Here is a 23561-nt window from a genome sequence, read left to right on the forward strand (position 1 = left end):
TTATCGGACTGCACCGACACCATCTCCGTCGTGAGTGAAAATGTGTATTCAGCTATACATTTTCACTCACGACCCGCTCAATCCCGGAACGAGTCGGCGACGTTCTTCGTCAAGGTCGATGCCGTACGGGCCCACTCGGGCGTCGCGCCTGCAAGCCCGCACGCGGGCGAGACCGATATCTGGGTCGCCAGGACCGACTTCGCGAAGCCCAACCGGTCGATCAACGACACCACGGGCGCCGCGGCCTCGCGCCAGGTCGGGATGCGCTCCGGCGCCGTACCCGGCACCACGCCGAGGACGAGCGTCTTGCCCGCCTGCAGGAACTCGCCGATGGAATCGAGGTCACGGGGGCCCAGCAGCGTCACGTCGATCGCGAGGGCCTCCGCTCTGCTTCGACGGATCAGGTCGATCGGAACACCGGAGGCGCAGCAGTGCACCATCGCCGGGACTCCGATGGACGCCACTACGAAGTCGAGCAGTTCGAGTGCATCGGGTTCGGGGTAGGCAGGCACGGGATCGAGGCGGCTGACGCCGGACAACGAACCCCGAAGCACTGCAGGAAGACTCGGCTCGTCGAGCTGAACGACGACGTCGACTCCGAGACGGGACTTCAGTTCGGCGACATGCTCCCGAATACCTTCGGCCAGGGACTCGGCGAAGTCTCGAACCGCTCCCCGATCGGTCAGCACACGGTGCGCACTCCGAAGTTCGACCTGAGCGGCCATCGTGAACGGCCCGGCGACCTGCGCCTTCAACACGGGCAGCGACGACGCGAAACCGCCTGTCTCCCACAGCTCTTCGAGCACATCGAGGTCTTCGTGCAACAGATCTTCCGCTCGACGGCCCGCCCGCGTCTTGCGTTGCGCAACGCGGTATCCCGACGTGCGTACGTCGAGTTCGACGTCGACCATCAACGCCCCGGTCCGGCCGATCAGATCGGCACCGAGCCCGCGGGACGGCAGTTCGACGACGTGCGGCAATGCGGGCAGTTCGCCGAGCACGATGCCCGCAGCCTCGCGTACATCGGTACCCGGCCACGAGCCGATGCCCGTCGCGAGTCCGCCGAAGACGGTGTCGCTCACTCGCTCTCGGAACGAGTGCCGGCGATGGTGGCACTGCCGATGACGATGTCACCCTGCACATCTCGCCGATACAGCACGGCTGCCTGCCCCTTCGCGACCCCGGTGAGTGCGCTGCGGAGCTGTATCTCCATGCCTCCGTCGGCCGTGGCTTCGGCGACGGCTTCGGTCATTCCTCCGTGCGCGCGGACCTGAACGACGCACTCGATCGGTCCGACCGGCGCGACGCCCTCGGTCCAGATGGCGCGGTCACCGGTGATGCCCCAGACGTCCAGACGCGTCGCAGAACCCACGATGACGTTGCCGCTGTCGGGTTCGATCGCCGTGACGTACCGCGGCTTGCCGTCGACCGCCGGCCCCTCGACGCCGAGACCCTTGCGCTGGCCGATGGTGAATCCGTGCACGCCGTCGTGATCGGCCAATTCGGCGCCGGTATCCGCGTCGACGACCTTGCCGGGCCTGATTCCGATCTTGGCGCCGAGGAATGCCCGCGTGTCACCGGACGGGATGAAGCAGATGTCGTGACTGTCCGGCTTGTCGGCGACGGCCAGTCCACGCTCGGCGGCTTCGGCGCGGATTTCGGACTTGGGTGTATCACCGATCGGGAACATCGCCCGTGACAGCTGACCCTGGTTCAGCACGGCCAACACGTACGACTGGTCCTTGTCCGCATCGACCGCGCGGCGCAGTACGCCGTCGTGCAGCTGTGCGTAGTGGCCGGTAGCGACGGCGTCGAACCCCAGCGCGAGCGCACGATCCGCCAGCGCCGAGAACTTGATCTTCTCGTTGCATCGCAGGCAAGGATTGGGCGTCTCCCCTGCCGCGTACGACTCGACGAAGTCGTCGATGACGTCTTCCTTGAAGCGATCCGCGAAGTCCCAGACGTAAAACGGGATACCGAGGACGTCGGCGGCGCGCCGAGCGTCACCCGCGTCCTCCTTGGAGCAGCAGCCGCGAGATCCGGTCCGCAGGGTGCCGGGATCGCTCGACAGCGCCAGATGCACGCCGACGACGTCGTGGCCCTCGTCGACGGCACGTGCCGCCGCGACAGCCGAATCCACTCCGCCGCTCATTGCAGCCAAAACACGCATCAGCGTTGTCCTCCCCGAGCTCCTACGCTCGCCAGTCCCGCAGCGCGGGCACGTTCTATCACCTGCGGCAACGCTGCCAGAAGTTGATCCACATCTCGGTCCGACGATCCCGCTCCGAGCGAGAAACGCAACGATCCGCGCGCTGTCACCGGGTCGGCACCCATGGCGATCAGCACGTGACTCGCACGAGCAACGCCCGCGGTGCATGCCGATCCGGTCGAACATTCTATCCCGGCCGCGTCGAGCAGCATCAGCAGGGAATCGCCCTCGCACCCGGGGAACGTGAAGTGCGCGATGCTCTCGAGTGCGCCGTCACCGCGGGCGCCGTTGACGATCACGTCGGGATCGAGGGCACGCACTCCGTCGACGAGTCGGTCCCGCAGCCGCGTCAGATCCGCGTGGCGCACGCTTCGGTGCTCGACGACGTCGGTCAACGCCGCCGCCATCGCGACGACGGAGGCCGTGTCGTGCGTCCCGGACCGGACGTCGCGCTCGTGCCCTCCACCGTGCAGCAACGGCACACACGGCACGCTGCGGCCGAGCAACAGGGCTCCGACGCCCTGCGGACCGCCGAATTTGTGTGCCGCGATGCTCAGTGCCGACAGGCCGCTCGCGGCGAAGTCGACGGCAAGATGTGGGACGGCCTGGATGGCGTCGCTGTGCATCGGAATGTCGTACTCTGCCGCGACGGCTGCGAGCTCGGCGATCGGATTGATCGTCCCGACCTCGTTGTTGGCCCACATGATGGTGATCAGCGCGATCTCGTCGCCGTGCACTGCAAGTTCCGCCCGCAGAGTGTCGGGATGAACACGTCCCGAGCCGTCGACCGGCAGCCATGTGACGTCGGCGCCCTCGTGAGCAGCGAGCCACTCCACGGCGTCGAGTACCGCGTGATGTTCCACCGCACTCGCGACAATCCTGGTGCGCGAGCTGTCGGCGTCACGTCGGGCCGCGAAGATGCCCTTGACAGCGAGGTTGTCGCTCTCGGTTCCACCTGAGGTGAAGATCACCTCGGACGGCCGGGCGCCGAGGTTCGCCGCGATCGACTCTCGCGCTTCTTCCACGCGGCGACGGGCAGCACGTCCGGAGCCGTGCAACGACGACGCGTTGCCGACGGTCGCGAACACGGCCGTCATCGCCTCGATCGCGGCCGGCGACATGGGCGTCGTCGCCGCGTGATCGAGGTAGACCGGTGCGTAGGCGTCAGGGGAAGCAGCCGAACTGCGGGCAGAAGGCATAACGCTGTTCAGGATAGCCGCTCGGCGCGTCCCGGAAGAACGCGCGACGAACGAGCCGACGGGCTACGAGTGCGGCTGCATGGCCGGGTGCACGACGACGTCGGGCGCGATGACACCGTGCAGTTCGGTCCGGTCCTTCTCGTCTGCGCGTACCGATGCTTCGCATCGTCGGGCGAGGTCACGACGGTCGTTCCCGGGTGGCACGGGCGCCACGAGGCCGACCTCGGCGACGATGCCCTTCAGCCGAAGGATGCGTGAGATGGACTGCCCGATCGTCTCCTCGCCGACGAAACATGTCGCCGTCGTCGGCTCTCGTGACGTGTCGACGTACCGCAGCTGTACCGGCTGGACCCATGTCTCGGTGTCGACTGCCGCCTGGAACATGGCAGGCCGGAACGATCCGTATGCGCGTCCGCACCACGTCGTGGCCTCGGGGAACGCGACCACCGTGCCGCCGGAACGCAACCGGTCCGCGACCTGTTCGACGGTCCCCGGCAGTGCGCGCAGATTCCGCCGATGAATCGGCAGCACCTTCATCGCGCGGGCGAGAACACCCAGGACAGGCCAGTCGATCAGATCACCGCGCGCCACGAACGTCGCCGGACGCAGAGCGGTGAGCACGAGAACGTCCGTCCACGACACGTGACCGGCGACGACGAGGGCACCGCCGTCCGTACGGGACTTCTCTCGATCGGAACGCCGGTCGTCGACCTGCAGACCGATACCGAGGGCGAAGAGCAGCATTCGCGCACCGAATCGCGTCACGCGACGCCTCGCATGGGGTGAGGCGATACCGACGACGATCAGGATCGGCAGCAGCGCAAGCGCCGCGACGGCGAGAACCATGCGTGCCAGGGCGACGACCGTTCCGACGACCTGGTTGTCGCGGCCAATGCAGCCGTCGCCGCAGGGACTCGACGGCATCCACGCGTGGTCGACAGTGGGTTCGACGACGACAGGAGCATGCCGCGTCATCGCCGGACCTGCGATTCGTACGTCGCGGCTGCACTTCGAAGTCTGTCCAGGTAGCGAGTGTTGGCTTCGTGCAGCCCCAGCAGCGCGACGAAGTCGGCGACGCCGAATGCGGCATCGTGGGCAGGTTCGCCGCACACGGTCGCGCCGAGGCGAAGATATCCACGCAGCAACGGCGGCATGGTCGGGCGTGCGGGCGCTTCGATGTCGTCGAGGGTCCGCCCGTCGACGACCACAGGGTTGTACGGGATCGCACGGCGATCGGTCGGCGAGCCGTGTTTGGCAAGAAGAAGGTCGCGCACACCGCGGACGTTGACGCCCGGCGCTTCCGAAGGCGAGGCCTGCATCGGCACGGACACGCAGCCCATGACCCATTCGAGGCCCGTCACTTCGAGGTACTGCAGGATTCCGGACCACATGAGACCGAGCACCGAGCCGGACCGGTGGTCGGGGTGAACGACCGCTCGGCCCATCTCGACGACGCGTGACGACGCGGGGTCGAGCGCTGAGAGGTCGAATTCCGTTGCGGTGTAGTAGCCGCCGGCCGCGACGGCGGCGTCGGGTGGAAGCATGCGGTAGCACCCGACGAAATCGTCGGTCTCGTTGTCGCGCACCAGAAGGTGGTCGCAGAATTCGTCGAATCGATCGGCGTCGAGGCCGTTCGTGTCGGCCGGGATCTCGAATCCCGGTTCGGAGGCGAACACGTCGTAGCGGAGCCGCTGCGCGGCCTCCCTGTGGCACCGGTCCGTGGACAGCACCAGCGAATATTTCTCAGCGGCGACAACGGAACTCGCGTCGCGGGGGGTCATGACTGAAGTGGTCATGATGGTGTGTCTAACGAGCCAGTACGGCGTCAGCGCATCACCTGGGTAACGTGTCCGAACACGTTGCGTGAACTGCTGTGACAACGAGGAAGGCCCCCGTACCGAGCGGGTACGGGGGCCTGTCGGGCACCTGAATCAGCCCTTGTGCTTCTTCACTGCCTCGGTCAGCTGCGGAGCGACGTTGAACAGGTCACCCACGACACCGAAATCGGCGATCTCGAAGATCGGTGCTTCTTCGTCCTTGTTGACCGCGATGATGGTCTTCGAGGTCTGCATGCCTGCACGGTGCTGGATGGCACCGGAGATGCCGAGCGCGATGTACAGCTGCGGCGAGACGGTCTTACCAGTCTGACCGACCTGGAACTGGCCCGGGTAGTAGCCCGAGTCGACGGCTGCACGCGACGCACCGACAGCAGCACCGAGCGAATCGGCGAGCTCTTCGACGACGCTGAACTTGTCCGCGCTGCCGACGCCACGTCCACCGGAGACGACGACGGTGGCCTCGGTCAGCTCGGGACGATCGCCACCGACGATCGGATCACGCGAGGTGACCTTGGTGACGCCCTCGTCCTGCGCGGGAACCTCGACCGACTCGCGGGTGCCTGCGCCTGCCTTCGGCTCGGCCTCGATGGCACCGGGGCGTACCGAGATGACGGGCACGTCACCGTTGGCCTTGGCCTCGACGGTGAATGCACCACCGAAGATGGAGTAGACGGCGCTGCCGTCGCCGTTGACCGCGATGACGTCGGAATGCAGACCCGAGCCGAGACGTGCGGCCAGACGACCTGCGACCTCTTTGCCCTCGGTGCTCGACGCCGTGATGACCGCTGCAGGCCCGACGGATTCCGCCAGTGCCGACAGCACGTCGATCTTCGGGGTCAGGAGAAAACCGTCGATGTCGTCGGACTCGGCGGCGTAGATCTTCTCGGCACCGGCCTCGGTCAGAGCGTCGGCGAGCTTGTCGGTGGTGCCGGCCGGGCCGGTCACGACTGCCGACGGCTCACCGAGAGCGCGTGCTGCGGTGATGAGTTCGAGGCTGACCTTCTTCAGGGCACCCTCGGCGTGCTCGACGAGCACAAGTACTTCTGCCATTTCTTTAGCTCCTCTTGTGATCTGCGCTGTACGAAGGGGTGGGCGATCAGATGATCTTCTGGCCGACGAGGTAGGAGGCGACCTTGTCGCCGCCGTCGCCTTCGTCGGTGACGCGCTCACCAGCAGTCTTGGGAGGCTTCGGGGTCGACGACGTGACCGTCGTGCCTGCGTTCTCCACACCCACGGTCTCGGCTTCGACGCCGATGTCCGCGAGAGTCAGCGTCTGGACCGTCTTCTTCTTCGCCGCCATGATGCCCTTGAAGGACGGGAAGCGAGGCTCGTTGATCTTCTCGGTGACGCTGACGATCGCGGGCAGCGTGGCCTCGAGGCCGAAGATGCCCTCGTCGGTCTCGCGCTCACCGGACACGGTGTCGCCGTCGACGGCCAGCTTGCGCAGCTGGGTCAGCTGCGGGATGCCGAGGTATTCGGCGATGATCGCGGGAACGGCGCCGGTACGTCCGTCGGTCGCCTCGTTGCCCGCGATGATCAGCTCGGTGGCCTCGCCGTTCTCGAACTCGATCTGGCCGAGGGCCGCAGCGAGAGCCCACGCGGTCTGGATCGCGTCGGAGCCGTGCAGGGCCGGGTCGTTGAGGTGGACGGCGCTGTCGGCGCCCATGGAGAGGGCCTTGCGGATGGCGTCGGTAGCGCGGTCGGGGCCTGCGGACAGAACCTTGACCTCACCGCCCTTGGACTCCTTGATGAGCAGTGCTTCCTCGACCGCGCGCTCGTTGATCTCGTCGAGCACAGCGTCGGCGGCTTCTCGATCGAGGGTGAAGTCACCGTCGGTCAGCTTGCGCTCGGACCATGTGTCGGGAACCTGCTTGATCAAAACGACGATGTTCGTCATGGGTCTGCGTCGACCTCCTGGTCATGTTCCGCTGATTCGAATGTCACATATGGGTTCTTGCAGTTCTAGGACCTGGCCGTAGATTACCCCAAGTCTAGTTACCGGTGGGTAACTTACCGCGTTTCCCGACTGACCATACATCCGAGGTGCCCACGCCAGGGACCGCCCGCGACTGTTCTACCGGGCAGTAGAGGCACTACCCTCTCGTCGGTGAGCGATTCATCGAACGCAGCCAACGCCGTGGACACGGCACCCGAACCGCTGCCCCTCACCGGGGAGCGCACGGTGCCGGGCATCGCCGAGGAGAACTACTGGTTCCGTCGGCACGAGGTCGTCTACGAGCACCTGCTGACGCGGTGCACCGGGAAGGTGATTCTCGAGGCCGGATCGGGAGAGGGCTACGGCGCCGACATGATCGCGAATGTCGCGACGACCGTCGTCGGGCTCGACTACGACGCCTCGGCGGCCACGCACGTCTCGGTTCGCTACCCGCGCGTGAAGATGTTGCGCGGCAATCTCGCTCAGCTTCCCTTCGCCGACGATTCGGTGGACGTCGTCGTCAATTTTCAGGTCATCGAGCACCTGTGGGATCAGGCTCAGTTCCTCGCCGAGTGCTACCGCGTGCTGACGCCCGGAGGCCTGCTGCTGATCAGCACGCCGAACCGGATCACGTTCTCCCCCGGCCGTGACACCCCGCTCAACCCGTTCCACACACGTGAACTCGCCGCGTCCGAACTGACCGAACTGCTCGAAGAGGCACAGTTCGGCGTCGAGACCATGACGGGCGTGCACCACGGCCAGGTCCTGCGCGACCTGGACGTCAAGCACGGTGGCTCGTTCATCGACGCTCAGATTGAGCGCGCTCTCGCAGGTCGACCGTGGCCTGCCGACCTGACGGCCGACGTCGCCGCGATCCGGTCGTCGGACTTCGACATCCAGGAAGCGGACATCGATGCCAGCCTCGACCTCGTGGCGATCGCGGTCAAGCCTGCGGTGACCGAGTGACCGAACCAGGAATGTTCGCCCTGGTCTTGCACTCCCACCTTCCGTGGCTGGCCAATCACGGAAGGTGGCCCGTCGGCGAGGAATGGCTCTACCAGTCCTGGGCCGGGTCGTACCTCCCTCTCACGGACATGCTGGGCCGACTGGCCGACGAGGGCAGAACCAACCTGATCTCGCTCGGCATCACGCCCGTTCTCGCGGCGCAGCTCGACGACCCCCATTGCCTGTCCGGAATGCATCACTGGCTCGGAAATTGGCAACTACGCGCCCACGAGGCCACCGACCGCGCGTTGTCGACGCGCGAACACCACGCCGCGTCGGCGGCTCTCGAGACCTTCGAAACCCGGTGGCGCCACGGCGGTTCCGCCGTCATCCGTCGCCTCGTCGACGCCGGAACGATCGAGCTCCTCGGCGGGCCGTTGGCACATCCGTTCCAACCGCTGCTCGACGACCGATTGCGCGAATTCTCACTGTCCGAAGGGCTTTCGGACGCACACAGTCGCTGGGGTTCGCGGCCGAACGGGATCTGGGCGCCCGAGTGCGCATACGCCCCCGGAATGGAAATCGGTTACGCCGCAGCAGGTGTCACCCACTTCATGGTCGACGGCCCCGCACTCCGCGGCGACACGACGCTCGGACGGCCCGTGCGTGATTCCGACGTCGTCGCGTTCGGTCGTGACCTGACGGTGAGTTACCGAGTGTGGTCGCCGAAGTCGGGATATCCGGGCCACGCCGCATACCGCGACTTCCACACCTACGACCATGCGACGGGCCTCAAACACGCTCGCGTGACGGGCCGGACGGTCGATTCCGCCGACAAGGAACCGTACGATCCCGACCGCGCGTCCGCAGCCATCGACAAGCACGTCGCCGACTTCGTCGACTCGGTACGACGACGCCTCCGCGAGGAGTCCAGCAGAATCGGACGCGATGCCCTGGTCGTCGCGGCATTCGACACCGAACTGTTCGGCCACTGGTGGTTCGAAGGCCCTGTCTGGCTCGAACGGGTGCTTCGCGCCTTACCAGAAGCTGGAATCGACGTCGGTACGCTCGACGACGCCCGAGCCCGCGGTTACGTCGGCGCGGCCGTCGATCTGCAGGAATCCTCGTGGGGTTCGGGAAAGGACTGGCGTGTCTGGGCCGGCGACGCTGTCTCCGATCTCGTCGCCCTCAACGCCGAAGTCTCCGCGCTGGCACTCGATACGATCGACAAGAATTCCCAGCGCGCGCCGGGCACACCCGAATTGCGTAACCGGGTGAACGACCAGATTCTGCGTGAGACACTGATGGCACTGGCAAGCGACTGGGCATTCATGGTCAGCAAGAATTCGGCGGCAGGGTACGCCCGCGATCGTGCGCACGTACACGCGCATGCACTACGGGAGATCGCCGACGCGGTCGCCCGGGGACACGAGGACAAGGCTGCAGCCCTTGCTGCACAGTGGAATCGGGCCGACGGCTTGTTCCCCGGCCTCGACGCCAGACGCCTGAGACCGTGAGAAGAAGGGGGGGCCGGCAAGTGAAGATCCTGATGGTGTCGTGGGAGTACCCACCCGTCGTCGTCGGCGGGTTGGGCAGGCACGTCCACCATCTCGCCACCGAGCTCGTGCGCGGCGGTCACGAGGTCGTGGTGCTGTCGCGTCGCCCCACCGGCACGGATGCGGCGACGCATCCGACCCACCACCGCATCGAGGACGGCGTCCTGGTCGTCGCCGTCGCCGAGGATCCCGCACACTTCGTGTTCGGCGAGGACATGGTCGCGTGGACCCTGGCGATGGGACACGCCATGGTGCGTGCGGGCATCGCGCTCGGCAAGCCCGGTCTCGGCGACGGCTGGCAGCCTGACGTCGTTCACGCGCACGACTGGCTCGTGGCACACCCGTCGATCGCACTGGCCGAACACTACGACGTTCCGTTGGTGTCGACGATCCACGCGACCGAGGCCGGACGTCACAGCGGATGGATCTCGGGTCCGATCAATCGACAGGTTCACTCCATCGAATGGTGGTTGGCGAACGACTCCGACGCCGTCATCACGTGTTCGGCATCGATGAAGGACGAAGTCTCGAGACTGTTCGACGTCAAGGACGCCGCTGTCACCGTCATCAGAAACGGCATCGATATCGGGACATGGAATTTTCGCCGTCGGGAACCACGGTCCGAGCCGGCGAAACTGCTCTATGTCGGCAGGCTCGAATACGAGAAGGGGATCCAGGACGCCATCGCGGCACTCCCCCGGATCCGCCGCAGTCACCCAGGCACGACTCTCCACATCGCCGGTGAGGGAACACAATTCGCGTGGCTCGCCGGGCTGGCCCGCACACATCGCGTCGCACGCGCGGTATCGTTCCTCGGCTCGCTCGATCACACCGAGCTACTGGGCTGGCTGCACGGCGCCGATGCGATCGTATTGCCTTCACGCTACGAACCTTTCGGCATCATCGCACTCGAAGCGGCGGCCGCGGGCACTCCCCTCGTCGCATCCACCGCAGGCGGGCTCGGTGAGGCAATCGTCGACGGCAATACCGGCCTGTCGTTCGAACCCGGTGACGTCGCCGGACTCGCGACGGCTGTCCGATCCGTTCTCGACAACGTCGACAAGGCGCAGGAACGCGCCGACGCCGCACGAGCTCGGCTCACCGTCGATTTCGACTGGAAACACGTCGCGCAGGCAACAGCACAGGTCTACCTCGGAGCCAAGCGCAAAGTGCGATATCCACTCGGCCGGCCGACCATCGTCGAACGCGCTCTACCCGAACGAGGCTGAGTCCCCGCGCGCTGCTTCCGCCGCCCGGAGCGACTTCTTGCGCTCGATGTCCTCGAGCGCCGCGATGTACTTCGCGCGCTCGGCTGCGCCTGCCTCCCAGTCCGCCTTGCGATTACGCACCACCTTCGCCGGAGCACCCACGGCGATGCTGTAATCCGGAATGGTGCCCTTCACGACAGCGTGCGCGCCGAGAACGCATCCGCGTCCGATGTTCGTCTCACGCAACACCGTGACCTTCGCGGCAACCCAGGTGTCGGGCCCGATCCGAACCGGCCCCTTGACGATGCCCTGATCCTTGATCGGTGTCGTCACATCGTCCATGCGATGGTCGAAATCGCAGATGTAGCACCAGTCCGCGACCAGAGTCGACGCACCGATCTCGATGTCCAGATACGTGTTGACGACGTTGTCCTTGCCGAACACGACCTTGTCGCCGATCCGCAACGACCCTTCGTGGCACCTGATGGCATTGCCGTCGCCGATATGAACCCAGCGACCGATCTCGAGCCTCGACAGCTCCGGCGTCGAGTGGATCTCGACGTTCTTGCCGAGAAACACCATCCCACGCAGAATCACATGCGGATTCGCGGCCTTGAACCGAGCCAGACGGTAGTAGCGCACCAGATACCACGGCGTGTACGCCTTGTTCTGCAGAACCCACCTCAACGAGTCCACTGTGAGGAACCGTGCCTGATCCTCGTCGCGCCGTCTCGATCCCCGCCAGCGCGAACGCAACGGTGCGTTCCACATGCTCGTCATACCGAGCCACCTTAATTGCCTCCTCCCGCAGGCTCCACTCCCGTCTTAGATCGGTCATTCCGCAGGCTCCACTCTCGGCTTGGATCGGGCGGATCGGAGCCGAGCCCCCTCGCCGGGATAGTCTCTTCTGCGACGCGCGTGCCCCCGGCCGCTCCGGCGAACCGCGTGCGACTGACGAAACACGAAGGAGATCTCAAGGTGCGTGGCGGCAGAGCAGACTTCGCTCGAGTAGCAGCATTGGCGACCACCGCCATGATCGCCGCCGCTGCATGCGGGAGCGGAAGCGACACCGTCGACGCCTTCGCACCGGGAGCGTGGCCTGCTGCCCACGGCGACGCACGCAACAGCAGCTCCACCCAACACACAGGCCTGTCGGACACCGAATTCCAGTGGTCCCGCCCGCTCGGCGGAGCCGTCGTGTCGCCGGTGTCGATCGCCGCGAACGGTCAGATGTTCGTCGGAACATACAACGACGCAGGCTGCAACCTCTTCTCGTTCGAGATCGAGTCCGGACGAAAGCGGTGGTGCAACCGCGTCGGCCCGTCCGCTCCGACGTCCACTCCGCTCGTCGATTCCGTCGCGAACGTCTACGTCGGTGACGACGGTGGCTTCTCCTCGTTCAACGAGCACGGTCAACTTCGTTGGCGCACACCGGTGTACGGCGTTCCACGGTCGGCGCAGTTCCTCGGCGATGGCAGTGTTCTCGCCGTCACACAGCTGGGCCAGGTCAACGTGTTCGACACGCAGACAGGCGCATTGACCGTCCCGATCCACGACCTGATCGAGCCGCCTGCATTCCTCGAGTCCCCCGGCACCGAATTCCTGCCCCCGAACACCGGTCTCGACGACTGCGCGACCGGGTCCGCCGAGTGCCCCGTGGGTGCCGCTCCCGCAGTCGATCTCGACTCCGGATCGATCTACCTCGTCCTGTGGCGTCCAGGAGCCATTGCCCCACAACTGGTATCGCTGTCCTACGACGCACACGCCACCCCGTCGATCACCGAGAAGTGGTCGTCGGAACTCCTTCCTGCCGCAGTCACATCGAGCCCGGTACTGTCCGCGGACGGGACGACGGTCTACGTCGCGGACGTCGACGGCAGACTCACGGCGTACGACGCGTCGAACGGGGCGTCGAAGTGGGCGTACGGCGCCGGTTTCGGGTCGTCGGCGTCTCCGTCCGTGTCGGCCGACGGGTCGATCGTGCCCGCGGGTGGCGACGGCCTTCTGCAGTCGATCCGCGACGACGGTGACCATGCGACCCAGGTGTGGGCACGCGACGACCTCCAGCAGGTCGGACTTCCGGTGCAGAGCGCGGACGACGTCGTCCACACCGTGACACGTCGCGGAGACGAACTGGTGTTGACGTCGCTCGACACGAATTCCGGGGACACCGTCTCGCAGCGGCCGCTTCCGGGCGCGGAGGGCTTCACCGTCGGCACGTCGGTCGGACCCGACGGCCAACTGGTCACGTCGACCTACTTGGGCGAGATCTTCACCTACGCACCCTGATTCGACCCGCCTGGCCGGCGGGCCTCGCACACGAACGCGAATGCCGACCGGTCGATGCGGGTGATGATCACCGACAGCGCGACGTCGCCACGTAGTTTGAGCTTCGGCCGCAGGACCGCAGGATCGACGTCGACGCCTCGAACGAGAATCTCGACCGACCCGCACCGGAGTGACGTCAACGCTTGCCGCAGCGTCTTCTCGGAATATTTGATCCGCTCGAGAACACGAAACCCGTTGACGCCGTCGGGAACCGAGTCTCCGGTCAGATACGCGATACGTGGGTCGAGTTGCCACAGACCGTGCCGGGCGCCGTAATGCCGGACGAGCCCTGCTCGCACGATCGCGCCATCGGGATCGATGATCCACTCACCTGCGTCGGCGGCATCGATGTCGTCGGGTTCGGCGTCGGTCACCTCGACCGGCACTCCGTTCGATGCCAATACCGTTGCGCGCCTGCGAACGTCACCGGCCGCCAGTCCGCGCGACCACAGGCACGCCTCGCGCACACCGCCGTCCAGGGACACTACCTCGACCTCGCCGTCCCACCCCAGCCTGTCGAAGTCGAGACCCGGCGCACATTTGACGACGAGGTCTCGCCCGGCATACGCGTCGAGCAACGACGGCAGGGGCGGTTCGAGCGCCGCCGGATCGTGCGTCCGGCGCCCACCCGCGCGCCTACCCGGATCCGCGAGCACGACGGTGTCTCGTGTGGTCGGAGTCAGAGCGTCGGCACGCAGCACCGCGACGCCCGGGACGTTGTGCGAGGCCATCCGCGCGCGAACAGGATCGAGATCGCTGCCGACGACGGCCCCTGAGGTCGAGGCCAGCGCAGCCAATTCCGTTCCGATGGAACAGGTCACGTCGTGTACGTTCCGGCCCGCGAGTCGTTCGGCGCGTCGCCGTGCCACTGCTGTCGGGGTTGCCTGCTGCACTGCGTCGTCGGTCAGCAACCAGGCCTGCGAACCGGAGATCTTCGACGCTGCCTTGCGCCGCAGACGGACAGTCTCGACGAGTGCGGCGGTGCGATCTCCGTGTGCGCCACGCAGAGTGGAGACGTCGGCCAGCATCGATGCCGCAGTCAACGGCCGAGCGTCGACATCTCTCAGCGCAGCGACGCCGACATCGCTGGTGAGATAGTCGATGTCGGCGTCGGTGAAGGTGTAGCTCATGGAACGTGCGGTGCGATCAGTCGGACTTCACTCCGGTGATCATCACGTTGTAGAAGAATCCACGAGGCACGACGTGCTTGAGTACCTTCTCGTCGACCCAACTCAGCGTCTTCCATCCACCGAACGCGAACTTCGCCCAGTTCCACCCGAGCTTCTCGGCGGGAACGGCCGCTTCGAACGTGCGAACCGGCCACCCGAGAAGCGCTGCAGCGAATTCCTCGGTCTGTGCCTGAACATCGACGGCGCCGGCGCTGCGCGCGATGTTCTCGAGATCCGTGGGGTCGAACGTGTGCAGATCGACGACGGCCTCCAGCGCCGCGGCGCGCGAGGACTCGTCGAGTTCGGCCTGCGGCTTACGCCAGCTGGCCAGGAACGGCAGCTTGGTGACACGGGTCGTCGTCTCCCACGTCGCCCGGCCGAGCCAACGCGCGTAGAAGTTTCCGACCGTCGTCGGCTCGCCTGCGAAGACGAAACGTCCACCGGGCTTGAGCACGCGCAGCACTTCCCGAAGCGACTGCTCGACGTCGGGGATGTGGTGCAGTACGGCGTGGCCGACCACGAGATCGAACGTGTTGTCCGCGTAGGGAATCGTTTCGGCATCGGCGACGCGTCCGTCCACATCCAAGTTCAGATGCTTCGCGTTGCGCAGCGCGACCTTGACCATGCCCGGCGACAGGTCCGTGACCGAACCCTTGTCCGCAACTCCTGCCTGCATCAGGTTGAGGAGGAAGAAGCCTGTGCCGCAGCCCAGTTCGAGTGCCCGACCGTACGGCAGGTCGTCCTGCGCCGCCTGCTGCCCGCTGACGGCCTGGTCGAAACGTCCACGCGCGTAGTCGATGCAGCGCTCGTCGTACGAGATCGACCACTTGTCGTCGTACGTCTCCGCTTCCCAGTCGTGGTAGAGCACCTGAGCGAGCTTGGTGTCACTCCGCGCGGCCTCGACCTGCTCGGCCGTCGCGTGCGGATTGGGAGCGGGGTCGTGTTCGACGCCGGCGACGGGAGCTGCCGGTGCGTCGGAGTTGCCGTCGTGAGGGCTTGCAGTCATGAGGGCAGCCTACTATCCAGTAGAGAATGAACAAGTTCCAGTTTCGACGGTGACTCTCACTCGCCTGTGAACTCGGCCTTCCCGGGTCCGTTGGCGACGAACGATTCCATGCCGATGGTGCGGTCCTTCGTGGCGAACAGGGCCGCGAACTGCTGCGCCTCGATCTTCAGACCGGTGTGCAGGTCGGTGTCCAGCCCCTGGTCGATCGACGCCTTGGCCGCGGCCAGTGCACGCGACGCGCCCCCGACGAACTGCGACGCCCATGCACGTGCCGCGTTGTAGACCTCGTCCGGTGCGACGACCTCGTCGACGAGTCCGATGTGCAGAGCCTCGTCGGCGCCGACGAATCGACCGGTGAAGACCATGTCCTTGGCCTTGCTCGGTCCGACCAACCGCGCGAGGCGCTGTGTGCCACCGCCGCCGGGGATGACGCCGAGCAGTACTTCGGGGACACCCAGTTTGGCGTTGTCTCCGGCGATGCGACGGTCCGCTCCCAGTGCCACCTCGAGTCCGCCGCCGAGCGCGTATCCGGTGATCGCGGCAACGACAGGCTTGGGGATGTCTGCCAGCGCGCCCAACGCCGACTGGAGATCGCCGATGATCGCCGCCATCTGGGCCGGCGTCAGTTCGAGCATCTCCTTGATGTCCGCGCCCGCGGCGAACACCTTCTCGCCGCCGTAGACGATGACGGCCTTGACCGAGGAGTCGACGGTCGCTGCCCGGGCCGCGTCGCGAATCTCCTCCTGCACTTGGCGATTCAGCGCGTTCATGGGGGGACGATCCAAGCGGATGGTGCCGATACCGTCGGATACCTCGAGAGTCACGTACTCAGCCATGGCGCTCACGCTACCGGTCGGCCCACGGATGGGTGCTTCCGGCGTAGTACGCCTCCTGCCCCGGGAAATCGACGCGGAGTTCGCCGTCGACGTGGTAGAGGTTCGGTTGGATCGGCGAGATGTCGGGCGTCGCGGTGATGACTGCGTCGACCGCGTCGTACTCGGTGAGGCCGGCGAGCTGACTCCACGTGGGCGGCAGCAGAATCGTCTCGCCGCGGCGCCACTCGTCGAGTGCGTCGGTCAGCGACCGCCACCCGACCGACGCAGCCTCGCTGGTCGCACCGTCGGCGGTCTGGCCATCGGGAACGACCGCGACGAAGAAGCGGGTGTCGTAGCGCCGCTTCTCGCCGACCGGAGTGATCCAGTTGGACCACGGGCGCAACAGATCTGCGCGTAGTACCAGGTCGTTTCGAGTCAGGAAGTCGGCGAACGTCTGCTCGCGGCGTTCGAGAGCTCCACGGTCGTCGGCGAAACGACTGGTGTCCCCGACGACGGTGTCCGCCGTCGGGCCTGCGAGGAGCACGCCGCATTCCTCGAACGTCTCACGTGCCGCAGCGCAGACGAGTGCCTTCGCCGTCCGCTCGTCGACGCCGAACTGCTGTGCCCACCACGCTGCGTCCGGCCCGGTCCACTCGAGCTCGGTGTCGGCGTCGGACAGGTCGACGCCACCGCCAGGAAAGACGGTCATGCCACCGGCGAACGCCATCCCTCCTACTCGTTCGAGCAGGAACACCTCGATCCCCGCGGCCGCGTCGCGAAGAAGGATCACCGTCGACGCGTCGCGCACGGGGACGTCGCCGATCTCGTTCGGGGAGGGCGCACCCGCAGCGGAAGACATTCTCGGAATGTACCGGACCGGGGTAACGCCGATCACATCAGCGGCGGTGCTGACCTGCAGCGCGCGTTCGACGTGCGAAGAAGCGCCCGTCGACGCGGTCGAGGGTGATCGATTGGCTGAACGCGTCGGTCAGATTCTCGGCGGTGATGACGTCGTCGACGAGGCCCTGCGCGACGACACCGCCCTCCTTCAGCAGCAGTGCATGCGTGAAGCCGGGTGGGATCTCCTCGACGTGGTGCGTGATGAGGACCGTCGCGGGAGCGTCGGGGTCCGCGGCGAGATCGGCCAGGCGCGCGACGAGCTCCTCGCGGCCACCGAGGTCGAGACCTGCGGCAGGCTCGTCGAGCAGAAGCAGTTCGGGGTCGGTCATGAGCGCCCGCGCGATGAGCACTCGTTTGCGCTCGCCCTCGGACAACGTGCCGTACGTGCGGCCCGAGAGATGCTCGGCGCCGAGGCTCTCCAACATGTCGACGGCACGCTCGGTGTCCATCTCGTCGTACCGCTCGCGCCACCGACCGAGCACGCTGTATCCGGCCGACACGACGAGGTCGAGAACCGTCTCGTCGGCGGGAATCCGGTGAGCGAGCGCCGACGACGACAGTCCGATGCGCGGCTTCAGATCCGCCACGTTGGCCTTGCCCATCACCTCACCGAGAACGTGTGCGACGCCGGACGTCGGGTGCACTTCGGCCGCGGCGATGCGCATCAGCGACGTCTTGCCTGCCCCGTTCGGACCGAGGACGACCCAGCGCTCGTCGAGTTCCACCTGCCAGGTCACCGGACCGACGAGCGTCACCCCACCTCGCCTGATGAGTACGTCGTCGAAGTCGATGAGCAGATCGGGATCAGGTTCAGACACGAGGTCTATCTTGTCCCACATCCGTCGGGCTTTCACGGCAGGATCTGTAAGCGTGTCGTCCAATGTTCATCACAGTGTCACGACCGGCCCACCGGCGCCGGGTTCGACGTTCCCGCTCGGGGCAACTCCACGGGACGGTGGCACTCAATTCGCAGTCCACTCTCCCGAGGCCGACGGCATCGAGATCTGCCTGATCGACGACGACGGCGGCGAACGTCGTGTCGAGCTCGGCACGCGCACCTTCGGCGTCTGGCACGGATTCGTCGAGGGCGTCGAGGTGGGGACCAGGTACGGAATTCGCGCGCACGGGCCGTGGAATCCGTCCGGTGGACGACGATTCAATCCGCACAAGATTCTCCTCGACCCCGCGGCAAGGGCGATCACCGGCGACGTCGGTTCCGCGCAGGCGCTCCTGCCCTACGAGGACGATCCCTTCGGCCACCCGAGCACCGTCGACTCGCTCGGACACATGCCGCTGGCAGTGGTCACCGCCCCGAATACAGTGGCGAGTCCCCCGCGCCCGACCGTCCCGTGGGACAGAACGGTCGTGTACGAGATGCACGTCGGCGCCTACACCGCCCGACACCCTCACGTGCCGCCGGAACACCGCGGCACGTACCTCGGGCTCACCGCGCCCGCGGTCCTGGAGCACCTGACCGGACTCGGCGTCACCACCGTCGAGCTGCTGCCCGTGCATGCGGCGATCACCGAACCCGGTGTGCGGGCACGCGGCATGCGCAACCACTGGGGATACTCGACGGGATCGTTCTTCGCTCCCGACCCGAGATTCGCGACCACGCAGGGCGACGAGATCGTCGAGTTCCGCGCCATGGTCGACGCGTTGCACTCGGTCGGCCTCGAAGTCGTTCTCGACGTCGTCTACAACCACACGTGCGAAAGCGGTGTCGACGGCCCGTCGATGAGCTGGCGCGGGCTCGACGCGCCCGGCTACTACCTTCTCGACGGACGCGGATACGACGTCGATCTGACCGGCTGCGGCAACACACTGGATTCGGCATCTCCCGCGGTCGTGCGGATGGTGTGCGACAGCCTGCGATACTGGGCGACGGACATGGGTGTCGACGGCTTCCGATTCGATCTGGCGAGCACACTGGGCCGGCCCGGTGGGTGGCGATTCGATTCTCGCGCACCGTTGTTGACCGCGATCGCTACGGATCCCGTTCTGTCGACACGCAAATTGATCGCCGAGCCGTGGGATGCCACCGGTGCGGGGTATCAGGTCGGCGGATTCGGCACCATGTGGTCGGAGTGGAACGACCGATACCGCGACACCGTGCGGCGATTCTGGGCGGGACAAGCAGGTATTCGCGAACTCGCTTCGCGTATAGCGGGTTCCGAGGACATCTTCGGCGGCGGGCCCCGAAAGCCGTGGGCGTCGGTCAATTTCGTGACTGCTCACGACGGCTTCACCACCCGCGATCTCGTCTCGTACTCCGCCAAACACAACGAGGCGAACGGTGAGGAGAATCGTGATGGAACCGACAACAACATCTCGGTGAACCACGGCGTCGAGGGGCCGACCGACGACGCGGAGATCACTGCCGCCCGGGACCGTCACGTGCGGGCCCTCCTCGCCACACTGACTCTGTCCACCGGTACGCCGATGTTGTTGGCGGGCGACGAGATCGGGCACAGTCAGTCTGGGAACAACAACGCCTACTGCGTGCCGGAGGACGCGTCCGCCGCCGAGTCGTGGGCGATCGACTGGGACTCGATGGACCACGATCTTCTCGGCTTCGTCTCTCGATTGCTTCGCATCCGACGCAGTGCTCCGTCACTGCGTCAGCAGGAGTTCTTCATCGGACGCGACACCCCCACCGGCAGGCCGGATCTCGTCTGGTTCGACGCAGCGGGCAACGAAGTGAACACCGCTACGTGGCACGACGATTCGATCCGCACGATTCAAGCCTGGGTCGACGGCGGTGACGTGCGCTCCTACGCTTCCGACGGACATCCAGTCGACGACGCGAGTTCGCTGTTGATTCTGCATTCCGGCGGGCCGACCGAGGTGTCGCTCGCATGCCCGCCCTGGGCAGCAGAGAGATTCGTTCCGGTCTTCGATTCCAGCACGGTCGACGGCGCGCCCGTCGATTCCGCGGCGATCGAGGCGGGATCGGCGCTGTCGCTGACCGGTTCGACGGTACTCGTGCTGCGCAGCGTGGGAAGGTAGCGTACGAACAGCTGAACCAAGGGCCCGATTCCGAAGGCGTACAACAATGTTCCGATTCCGACGGTGCCGCCCAGCAGCCACCCGGTAGCGACGACGGTCACTTCGATGCACGTACGCACCAGCCGGATAGACAGCCCGGTGCGCGCGACGAATCCCGTCATCAGGCCGTCACGCGGGCCGGGCCCCATCCCTGCCCCGATGTACAACGCCGTCGCGAATCCGTTGATCACGATGCCGGACACCATCATCGGGATTCTGATCGCGAGCGAGTCGACGTCGGGAAGCCAGTTCAACGACACGTCGACCGCGATCGCAATGACGACGACGTTGCTGACGGTCCCCAGTCCCGGCTTCTGCCGCAACGGAATCCACACCAGAAGCACCGCGATTCCGGTCAGCGCGGTGATCGTTCCGAAGCTGAGGTCGACATGCCGACCGACGCCTTGGTGAAAGACGTCCCACGGATCGAGTCCTAGTCCTGCCGTGATCATCGCGGCCATCGAGAACCCGTACAGCCACAGACCGACGTACAACGCACCGAGACGTGCAACCAAGGAGGTGGGAATTCGGGATACGGAGTTCGACGTACGCATGCATCCAGTGTCGAGCACACTGGACGCTCTCTGAAACGTCCAGTTTTCAGGCGGTGGACCCTTACCGTGCATACTCCGGAATCGCCGCGATGACCGTCATCGACCCCGGGGCCACCTCGGTGAATCCGGCGTCACGGACAGCAACCGCATGTCCTGCCTCGACGAGCGTGCGTGCGTGTGCCCAGCGCTTGGCATCGGCGTCGCGTACCGAGCACGCGAAGCCGCGTGCCGCCCACGCCTCGGCCTGCGCGGCGGTCATGATCCCGGCGAGCAGCATCGACGCGTGACCGACCTGCGCGGCTGCTTTCCCGACTGTCATCTCGAGCGATGGGTCGATCCACAGAATCGGAAGGTCGCCGGCGGGGTCGTCCGGTTCGTCGTGGGCCAGGTCGGTGCCGCCGATCTGCAAGCGCTTGATGCGCGGATCCAGATCGCCGACGCGTCCGGGCACGAAGGCGCGTGCTTGTGCGTCACCGAGATCGACGGTCACACCTGCGACGTCCTGAGCAGCAGTCCAGTGCGCGCCGCGTGCACGCCTGGCCACCTTGCGAATACGGGACGACGTCCACGCGCGGAACGACTCCTCCCATTCGCCGTCCGGTCCGACGCGCTCGTCGAAGCACAGCGCAACCGACGCCGACGCGGCTGCCTCGAGCAGCCGACTCCGCGCAGGCGGGTCTGCTTTGGGAATGTTCAGCACGATCGGCATCGCCAGTACGTCCGCCGGATCGGCGGGGTCGGCTCGACCCCCGTATCCCTGGGCGAGCACCGCGTGACGCTGCGCAAACGTGCTGCGGGAGTCTGCGTCGACGATCTCCGGTTCGGTCATAGGATCGGGACGCGTCGTACACCACCGTCGACCGCGTCGGCTGCTTCGATCTCGCCGCGCGTCACGCCGAGCATGAACAGGACGGCGTCGAGATACGGGTGCGAGATGGCCGTGTCGGCGATCTCGCGCAACGCGGGCTTGGCATTGAATGCGACGCCGAGTCCTGCAGCGGTCAGCATGTCGATGTCGTTGGCGCCGTCCCCCACCGCGACGGTCTGTTCCATCGGAACGCCGGACTGCGCGGCGAACTCCCGCAGCGCAGTGGCCTTCGCAGCACGGTCGATGACGTCCCCGACGACGCGCCCGGTCAGCTTCCCGTCGACGATCTCGAGCGTGTTCGCGCGGACGAAGTCCAGTTCCAGTTCGTGAGCCAGGCCTTCGATGACCTGACGGAATCCGCCCGAGACCACACCACACGAGTATCCGAGCCTGCGCAAGGTACGGATGGTCGTTCTCGCTCCCGGTGTCAGTTCGAGATCTTCGCCTACCTCGTCGATGACGGACGCATCCAACCCGGCAAGCGCTGCGACGCGCTGATGCAGAGATTCGCTGAAATCGATCTCGCCGCGCATCGCGGATTCGGTGACGGCGCGGACCTCGTCCTCGCGTCCCGCCTTGGCAGCGAGCATTTCGATGACCTCGCCCTGGACGAGCGTGGAGTCGACGTCGAACACGATGAGCCGCTTGGAACGACGTGCGATACCTGCCCGCTCGACGGCCACGTCGACGCCGACGCCCGCCGCGATCTCGGACAGTCCGGTGCGCAGCTGCCGGTCGGCGTCCGGTGATGTGTTCGTGGTGGTGACCTGAAGCTCGAGCCCGGTCACCGGGTAGTCGGCGACGCCTCGGATCGAGTCGATGTTGGCCCCCTGGCGAGCGAGTTCGCGGGAGACGGTGCTGAAGGCGCGTGCGGTCACAGGCCGACCGAGTACGACGACGACATGGGTCGGCAGTTTCGGCTTACCGTTCTGATCTGCACCGATCTCGACGTCGACGTGGACGCCGACCGTCGACATCGCTTCTTCGAGCTCTTCCTGCAGATACTCGGGGTCCTTGGGGCAGTTCACCAGCACGCCCAGCGTCAGACGCCCACGAATGACGACCTGCTCGACGTCGAGCAGAGTCACCTCGTGGCGTGACAGCGCGGCGAACAGAACCGATGTGACGCCGGGCTTGTCGGGCCCGGTGACCGTCACGAGTACAACGGTGTCCGATGACGCCACCGGATCTCCCTTCGCGCGCGTATCCGCATCATTCGCGGATTCGCTGTCTGGATTGAGTCTCGACATTCGATTCTTTCAAGCGAAGAGCCCCGCCCGGGTACCGGGAGGGGCTCTTCGGGTCTACTGCCGTACCGACTACTTCAGATCCCTGCCTGGATCCGGGTCGCCGGAGTGCTCGTGGTCGCTCGTGCTGATCGGTGCGCGACGAGCCTGTTCGAGTACTTCGGTGGTGTGTCCGCCGTGGCTGCCGGGCCCGACGTGGGCTTCGGCGCGCATCCGCTCGACCATGTGCGGGTAATGCAACTCGAACGCCGGACGCTCGGACCGGATGCGGGGCAGTTCGGTGAAGTTGTGCCGCGGCGGCGGGCAGGAGGTGGCCCACTCCAACGAGTTACCGTACCCCCACGGGTCGTCGACGGTGACGACCTCGCCGTACCGGTAGGACTTGAACACATTCCACACGAACGGCAACGTACTGGCACCGAGCACGAACGCACCGATCGTGGAAATGATGTTCAGCGTGGTGAACCCGTCGGAGGCCAGGTAGTCCGCGTACCGGCGGGGCATGCCCTCGTTACCGAGCCAGTGCTGCACCAGGAACGTGCCGTGGAACCCGAGGAACGTCAACCAGAAATGCCACTTCCCGAGGCGTTCGTCCATCATCCGGCCCGTCATCTTCGGGAACCAGAAGTAGATACCGGCATAGGTGGCGAACACGACCGTGCCGAACACCACGTAGTGGAAGTGCGCGATCACGAAGTAGGTGTCGGTGACATGGAAATCGATCGGCGGGCTGGC

At 66.1% G+C, this 23561-nt stretch carries 21 protein-coding genes and 1 pseudogene; 5 read left to right on the top strand and 17 right to left on the bottom strand.

The window, feature by feature from the left end; genetic code table 11:
* Positions 1-77 precede the first annotated feature (77 nt).
* The 7 genes from CHB96_RS02735 to CHB96_RS02765 form a co-directional block, all read right to left on the bottom strand.
* Positions 78-1082: a methionine synthase gene (locus CHB96_RS02735; RefSeq protein ID WP_089242971.1), complete on the bottom strand. Its 1005-nt coding sequence runs from the start codon at positions 1080-1082 to the stop codon at positions 78-80.
* A complete protein-coding gene (mnmA, locus tag CHB96_RS02740) occupies positions 1079-2170 on the bottom strand; it encodes a tRNA 2-thiouridine(34) synthase MnmA (RefSeq protein WP_089242972.1) in 1092 nt (363 codons plus the stop codon). The genes CHB96_RS02735 and mnmA overlap by 4 nt, the downstream gene beginning before the upstream one ends.
* Positions 2170-3408, bottom strand: a complete 1239-nt coding sequence (locus CHB96_RS02745) for a cysteine desulfurase family protein (protein WP_089242973.1) — start codon at positions 3406-3408, stop codon at positions 2170-2172. The genes mnmA and CHB96_RS02745 overlap by 1 nt, the downstream gene beginning before the upstream one ends.
* Positions 3409-3471: 63 nt before the next feature.
* Positions 3472-4383, bottom strand: coding sequence for a lysophospholipid acyltransferase family protein (locus CHB96_RS02750; protein WP_089242974.1), 912 nt, complete (start codon positions 4381-4383; stop codon positions 3472-3474).
* Positions 4380-5204, bottom strand: a complete 825-nt coding sequence (locus tag CHB96_RS02755) for a GNAT family N-acetyltransferase (protein WP_089242975.1) — start codon at positions 5202-5204, stop codon at positions 4380-4382. The genes CHB96_RS02750 and CHB96_RS02755 overlap by 4 nt, the downstream gene beginning before the upstream one ends.
* 135 nt (positions 5205-5339) lie before the next feature.
* A complete protein-coding gene (locus CHB96_RS02760) occupies positions 5340-6296 on the bottom strand; it encodes an electron transfer flavoprotein subunit alpha/FixB family protein (RefSeq protein WP_089242976.1) in 957 nt (318 codons plus the stop codon).
* Between the two features lie 46 nt (positions 6297-6342).
* Positions 6343-7143 (bottom strand): electron transfer flavoprotein subunit beta/FixA family protein, encoded by an 801-nt coding sequence (locus CHB96_RS02765; protein WP_089242977.1) that lies wholly within the window; start codon positions 7141-7143, stop codon positions 6343-6345.
* A 210-nt stretch (positions 7144-7353) separates the two neighbouring features.
* On the opposite strand from CHB96_RS02765, the gene CHB96_RS02770 reads away from it, so the two are divergent.
* Genes CHB96_RS02770 through CHB96_RS02780 form a run of 3 tightly spaced genes read left to right on the top strand, consistent with a single transcriptional unit; the run spans position 7354 to position 10912 of the window.
* Positions 7354-8148 (top strand): class I SAM-dependent methyltransferase, encoded by a 795-nt coding sequence (locus tag CHB96_RS02770; protein WP_089242978.1) that lies wholly within the window; start codon positions 7354-7356, stop codon positions 8146-8148.
* Between the two features lie 11 nt (positions 8149-8159).
* Positions 8160-9644, top strand: a complete 1485-nt coding sequence (locus CHB96_RS02775) for a 1,4-alpha-glucan branching protein domain-containing protein (protein ID WP_176444116.1) — start codon at positions 8160-8162, stop codon at positions 9642-9644.
* Positions 9645-9664: 20 nt separating this feature from the next.
* Positions 9665-10912 (top strand): glycosyltransferase family 4 protein, encoded by a 1248-nt coding sequence (locus CHB96_RS02780; protein ID WP_089242980.1) that lies wholly within the window; start codon positions 9665-9667, stop codon positions 10910-10912.
* On the opposite strand, the gene CHB96_RS02785 is transcribed toward CHB96_RS02780, so the two are convergent.
* Positions 10895-11671 (bottom strand): acyltransferase, encoded by a 777-nt coding sequence (locus CHB96_RS02785; protein WP_089242981.1) that lies wholly within the window; start codon positions 11669-11671, stop codon positions 10895-10897. The genes CHB96_RS02780 and CHB96_RS02785 overlap by 18 nt on opposite strands.
* Positions 11672-11923: 252 nt before the next feature.
* Here CHB96_RS02785 and CHB96_RS02790 point away from each other — a divergent pair, with 252 nt between their 5' ends.
* Positions 11924-13180, top strand: coding sequence for an outer membrane protein assembly factor BamB family protein (locus CHB96_RS02790; protein WP_089243100.1), 1257 nt, complete (start codon positions 11924-11926; stop codon positions 13178-13180).
* On the opposite strand, the gene CHB96_RS02795 is transcribed toward CHB96_RS02790, so the two are convergent.
* From CHB96_RS02795 to CHB96_RS02815, 5 genes are read right to left on the bottom strand one after another with little or no spacing between them, the layout of a single operon-like run.
* A complete protein-coding gene (locus tag CHB96_RS02795; RefSeq protein ID WP_089242982.1) occupies positions 13168-14349 on the bottom strand; it encodes a THUMP-like domain-containing protein in 1182 nt (393 codons plus the stop codon). The two genes, CHB96_RS02790 and CHB96_RS02795, sit on opposite strands and share 13 nt — an antisense overlap.
* A gap of 16 nt (positions 14350-14365) precedes the next feature.
* A complete protein-coding gene (locus CHB96_RS02800; RefSeq protein ID WP_089242983.1) occupies positions 14366-15394 on the bottom strand; it encodes a class I SAM-dependent methyltransferase in 1029 nt (342 codons plus the stop codon).
* A 56-nt stretch (positions 15395-15450) separates the two neighbouring features.
* A complete protein-coding gene (locus tag CHB96_RS02805) occupies positions 15451-16230 on the bottom strand; it encodes an enoyl-CoA hydratase/isomerase family protein (protein WP_089242984.1) in 780 nt (259 codons plus the stop codon).
* A 10-nt stretch (positions 16231-16240) separates the two neighbouring features.
* On the bottom strand, positions 16241-17068 hold the full coding sequence (locus tag CHB96_RS02810; protein WP_089243101.1) for an NUDIX hydrolase: 828 nt from the start codon (positions 17066-17068) through the stop codon (positions 16241-16243).
* 37 nt (positions 17069-17105) lie between these two features.
* A complete protein-coding gene (locus tag CHB96_RS02815) occupies positions 17106-17948 on the bottom strand; it encodes an ABC transporter ATP-binding protein (RefSeq protein ID WP_089242985.1) in 843 nt (280 codons plus the stop codon).
* Positions 17949-17979: 31 nt separating this feature from the next.
* Here CHB96_RS02815 and glgX point away from each other — a divergent pair, with 31 nt between their 5' ends.
* Positions 17980-20118: a glycogen debranching protein GlgX gene (gene glgX / locus CHB96_RS02820; RefSeq protein ID WP_245865143.1), complete on the top strand. Its 2139-nt coding sequence runs from the start codon at positions 17980-17982 to the stop codon at positions 20116-20118.
* Here glgX and yczE read toward each other — a convergent pair.
* The 4 genes and pseudogenes from yczE to CHB96_RS02840 form a co-directional block, all read right to left on the bottom strand.
* Positions 20109-20711 (bottom strand): annotated as a pseudogene (yczE, locus tag CHB96_RS30495) (membrane protein YczE); the annotation flags it as partial. The gene glgX and the pseudogene yczE overlap by 10 nt on opposite strands.
* 61 nt (positions 20712-20772) lie before the next feature.
* Positions 20773-21540, bottom strand: a complete 768-nt coding sequence (locus CHB96_RS02830) for a peptidyl-tRNA hydrolase (RefSeq protein WP_089242987.1) — start codon at positions 21538-21540, stop codon at positions 20773-20775.
* Entirely contained in the window at positions 21537-22763 is a 1227-nt protein-coding gene (gene serB, locus CHB96_RS02835) for a phosphoserine phosphatase SerB (protein ID WP_089243102.1), read from the bottom strand. The genes CHB96_RS02830 and serB overlap by 4 nt, the downstream gene beginning before the upstream one ends.
* 135 nt (positions 22764-22898) lie before the next feature.
* Positions 22899-23561 (bottom strand): cytochrome c oxidase subunit I (locus tag CHB96_RS02840; protein ID WP_176444086.1); only part of this gene is annotated, 663 nt, incomplete at its 5' end.

This window comes from Rhodococcoides kyotonense, from assembly GCF_900188125.1.
GTDB lineage: Bacteria > Actinomycetota > Actinomycetes > Mycobacteriales > Mycobacteriaceae > Rhodococcoides > Rhodococcoides kyotonense.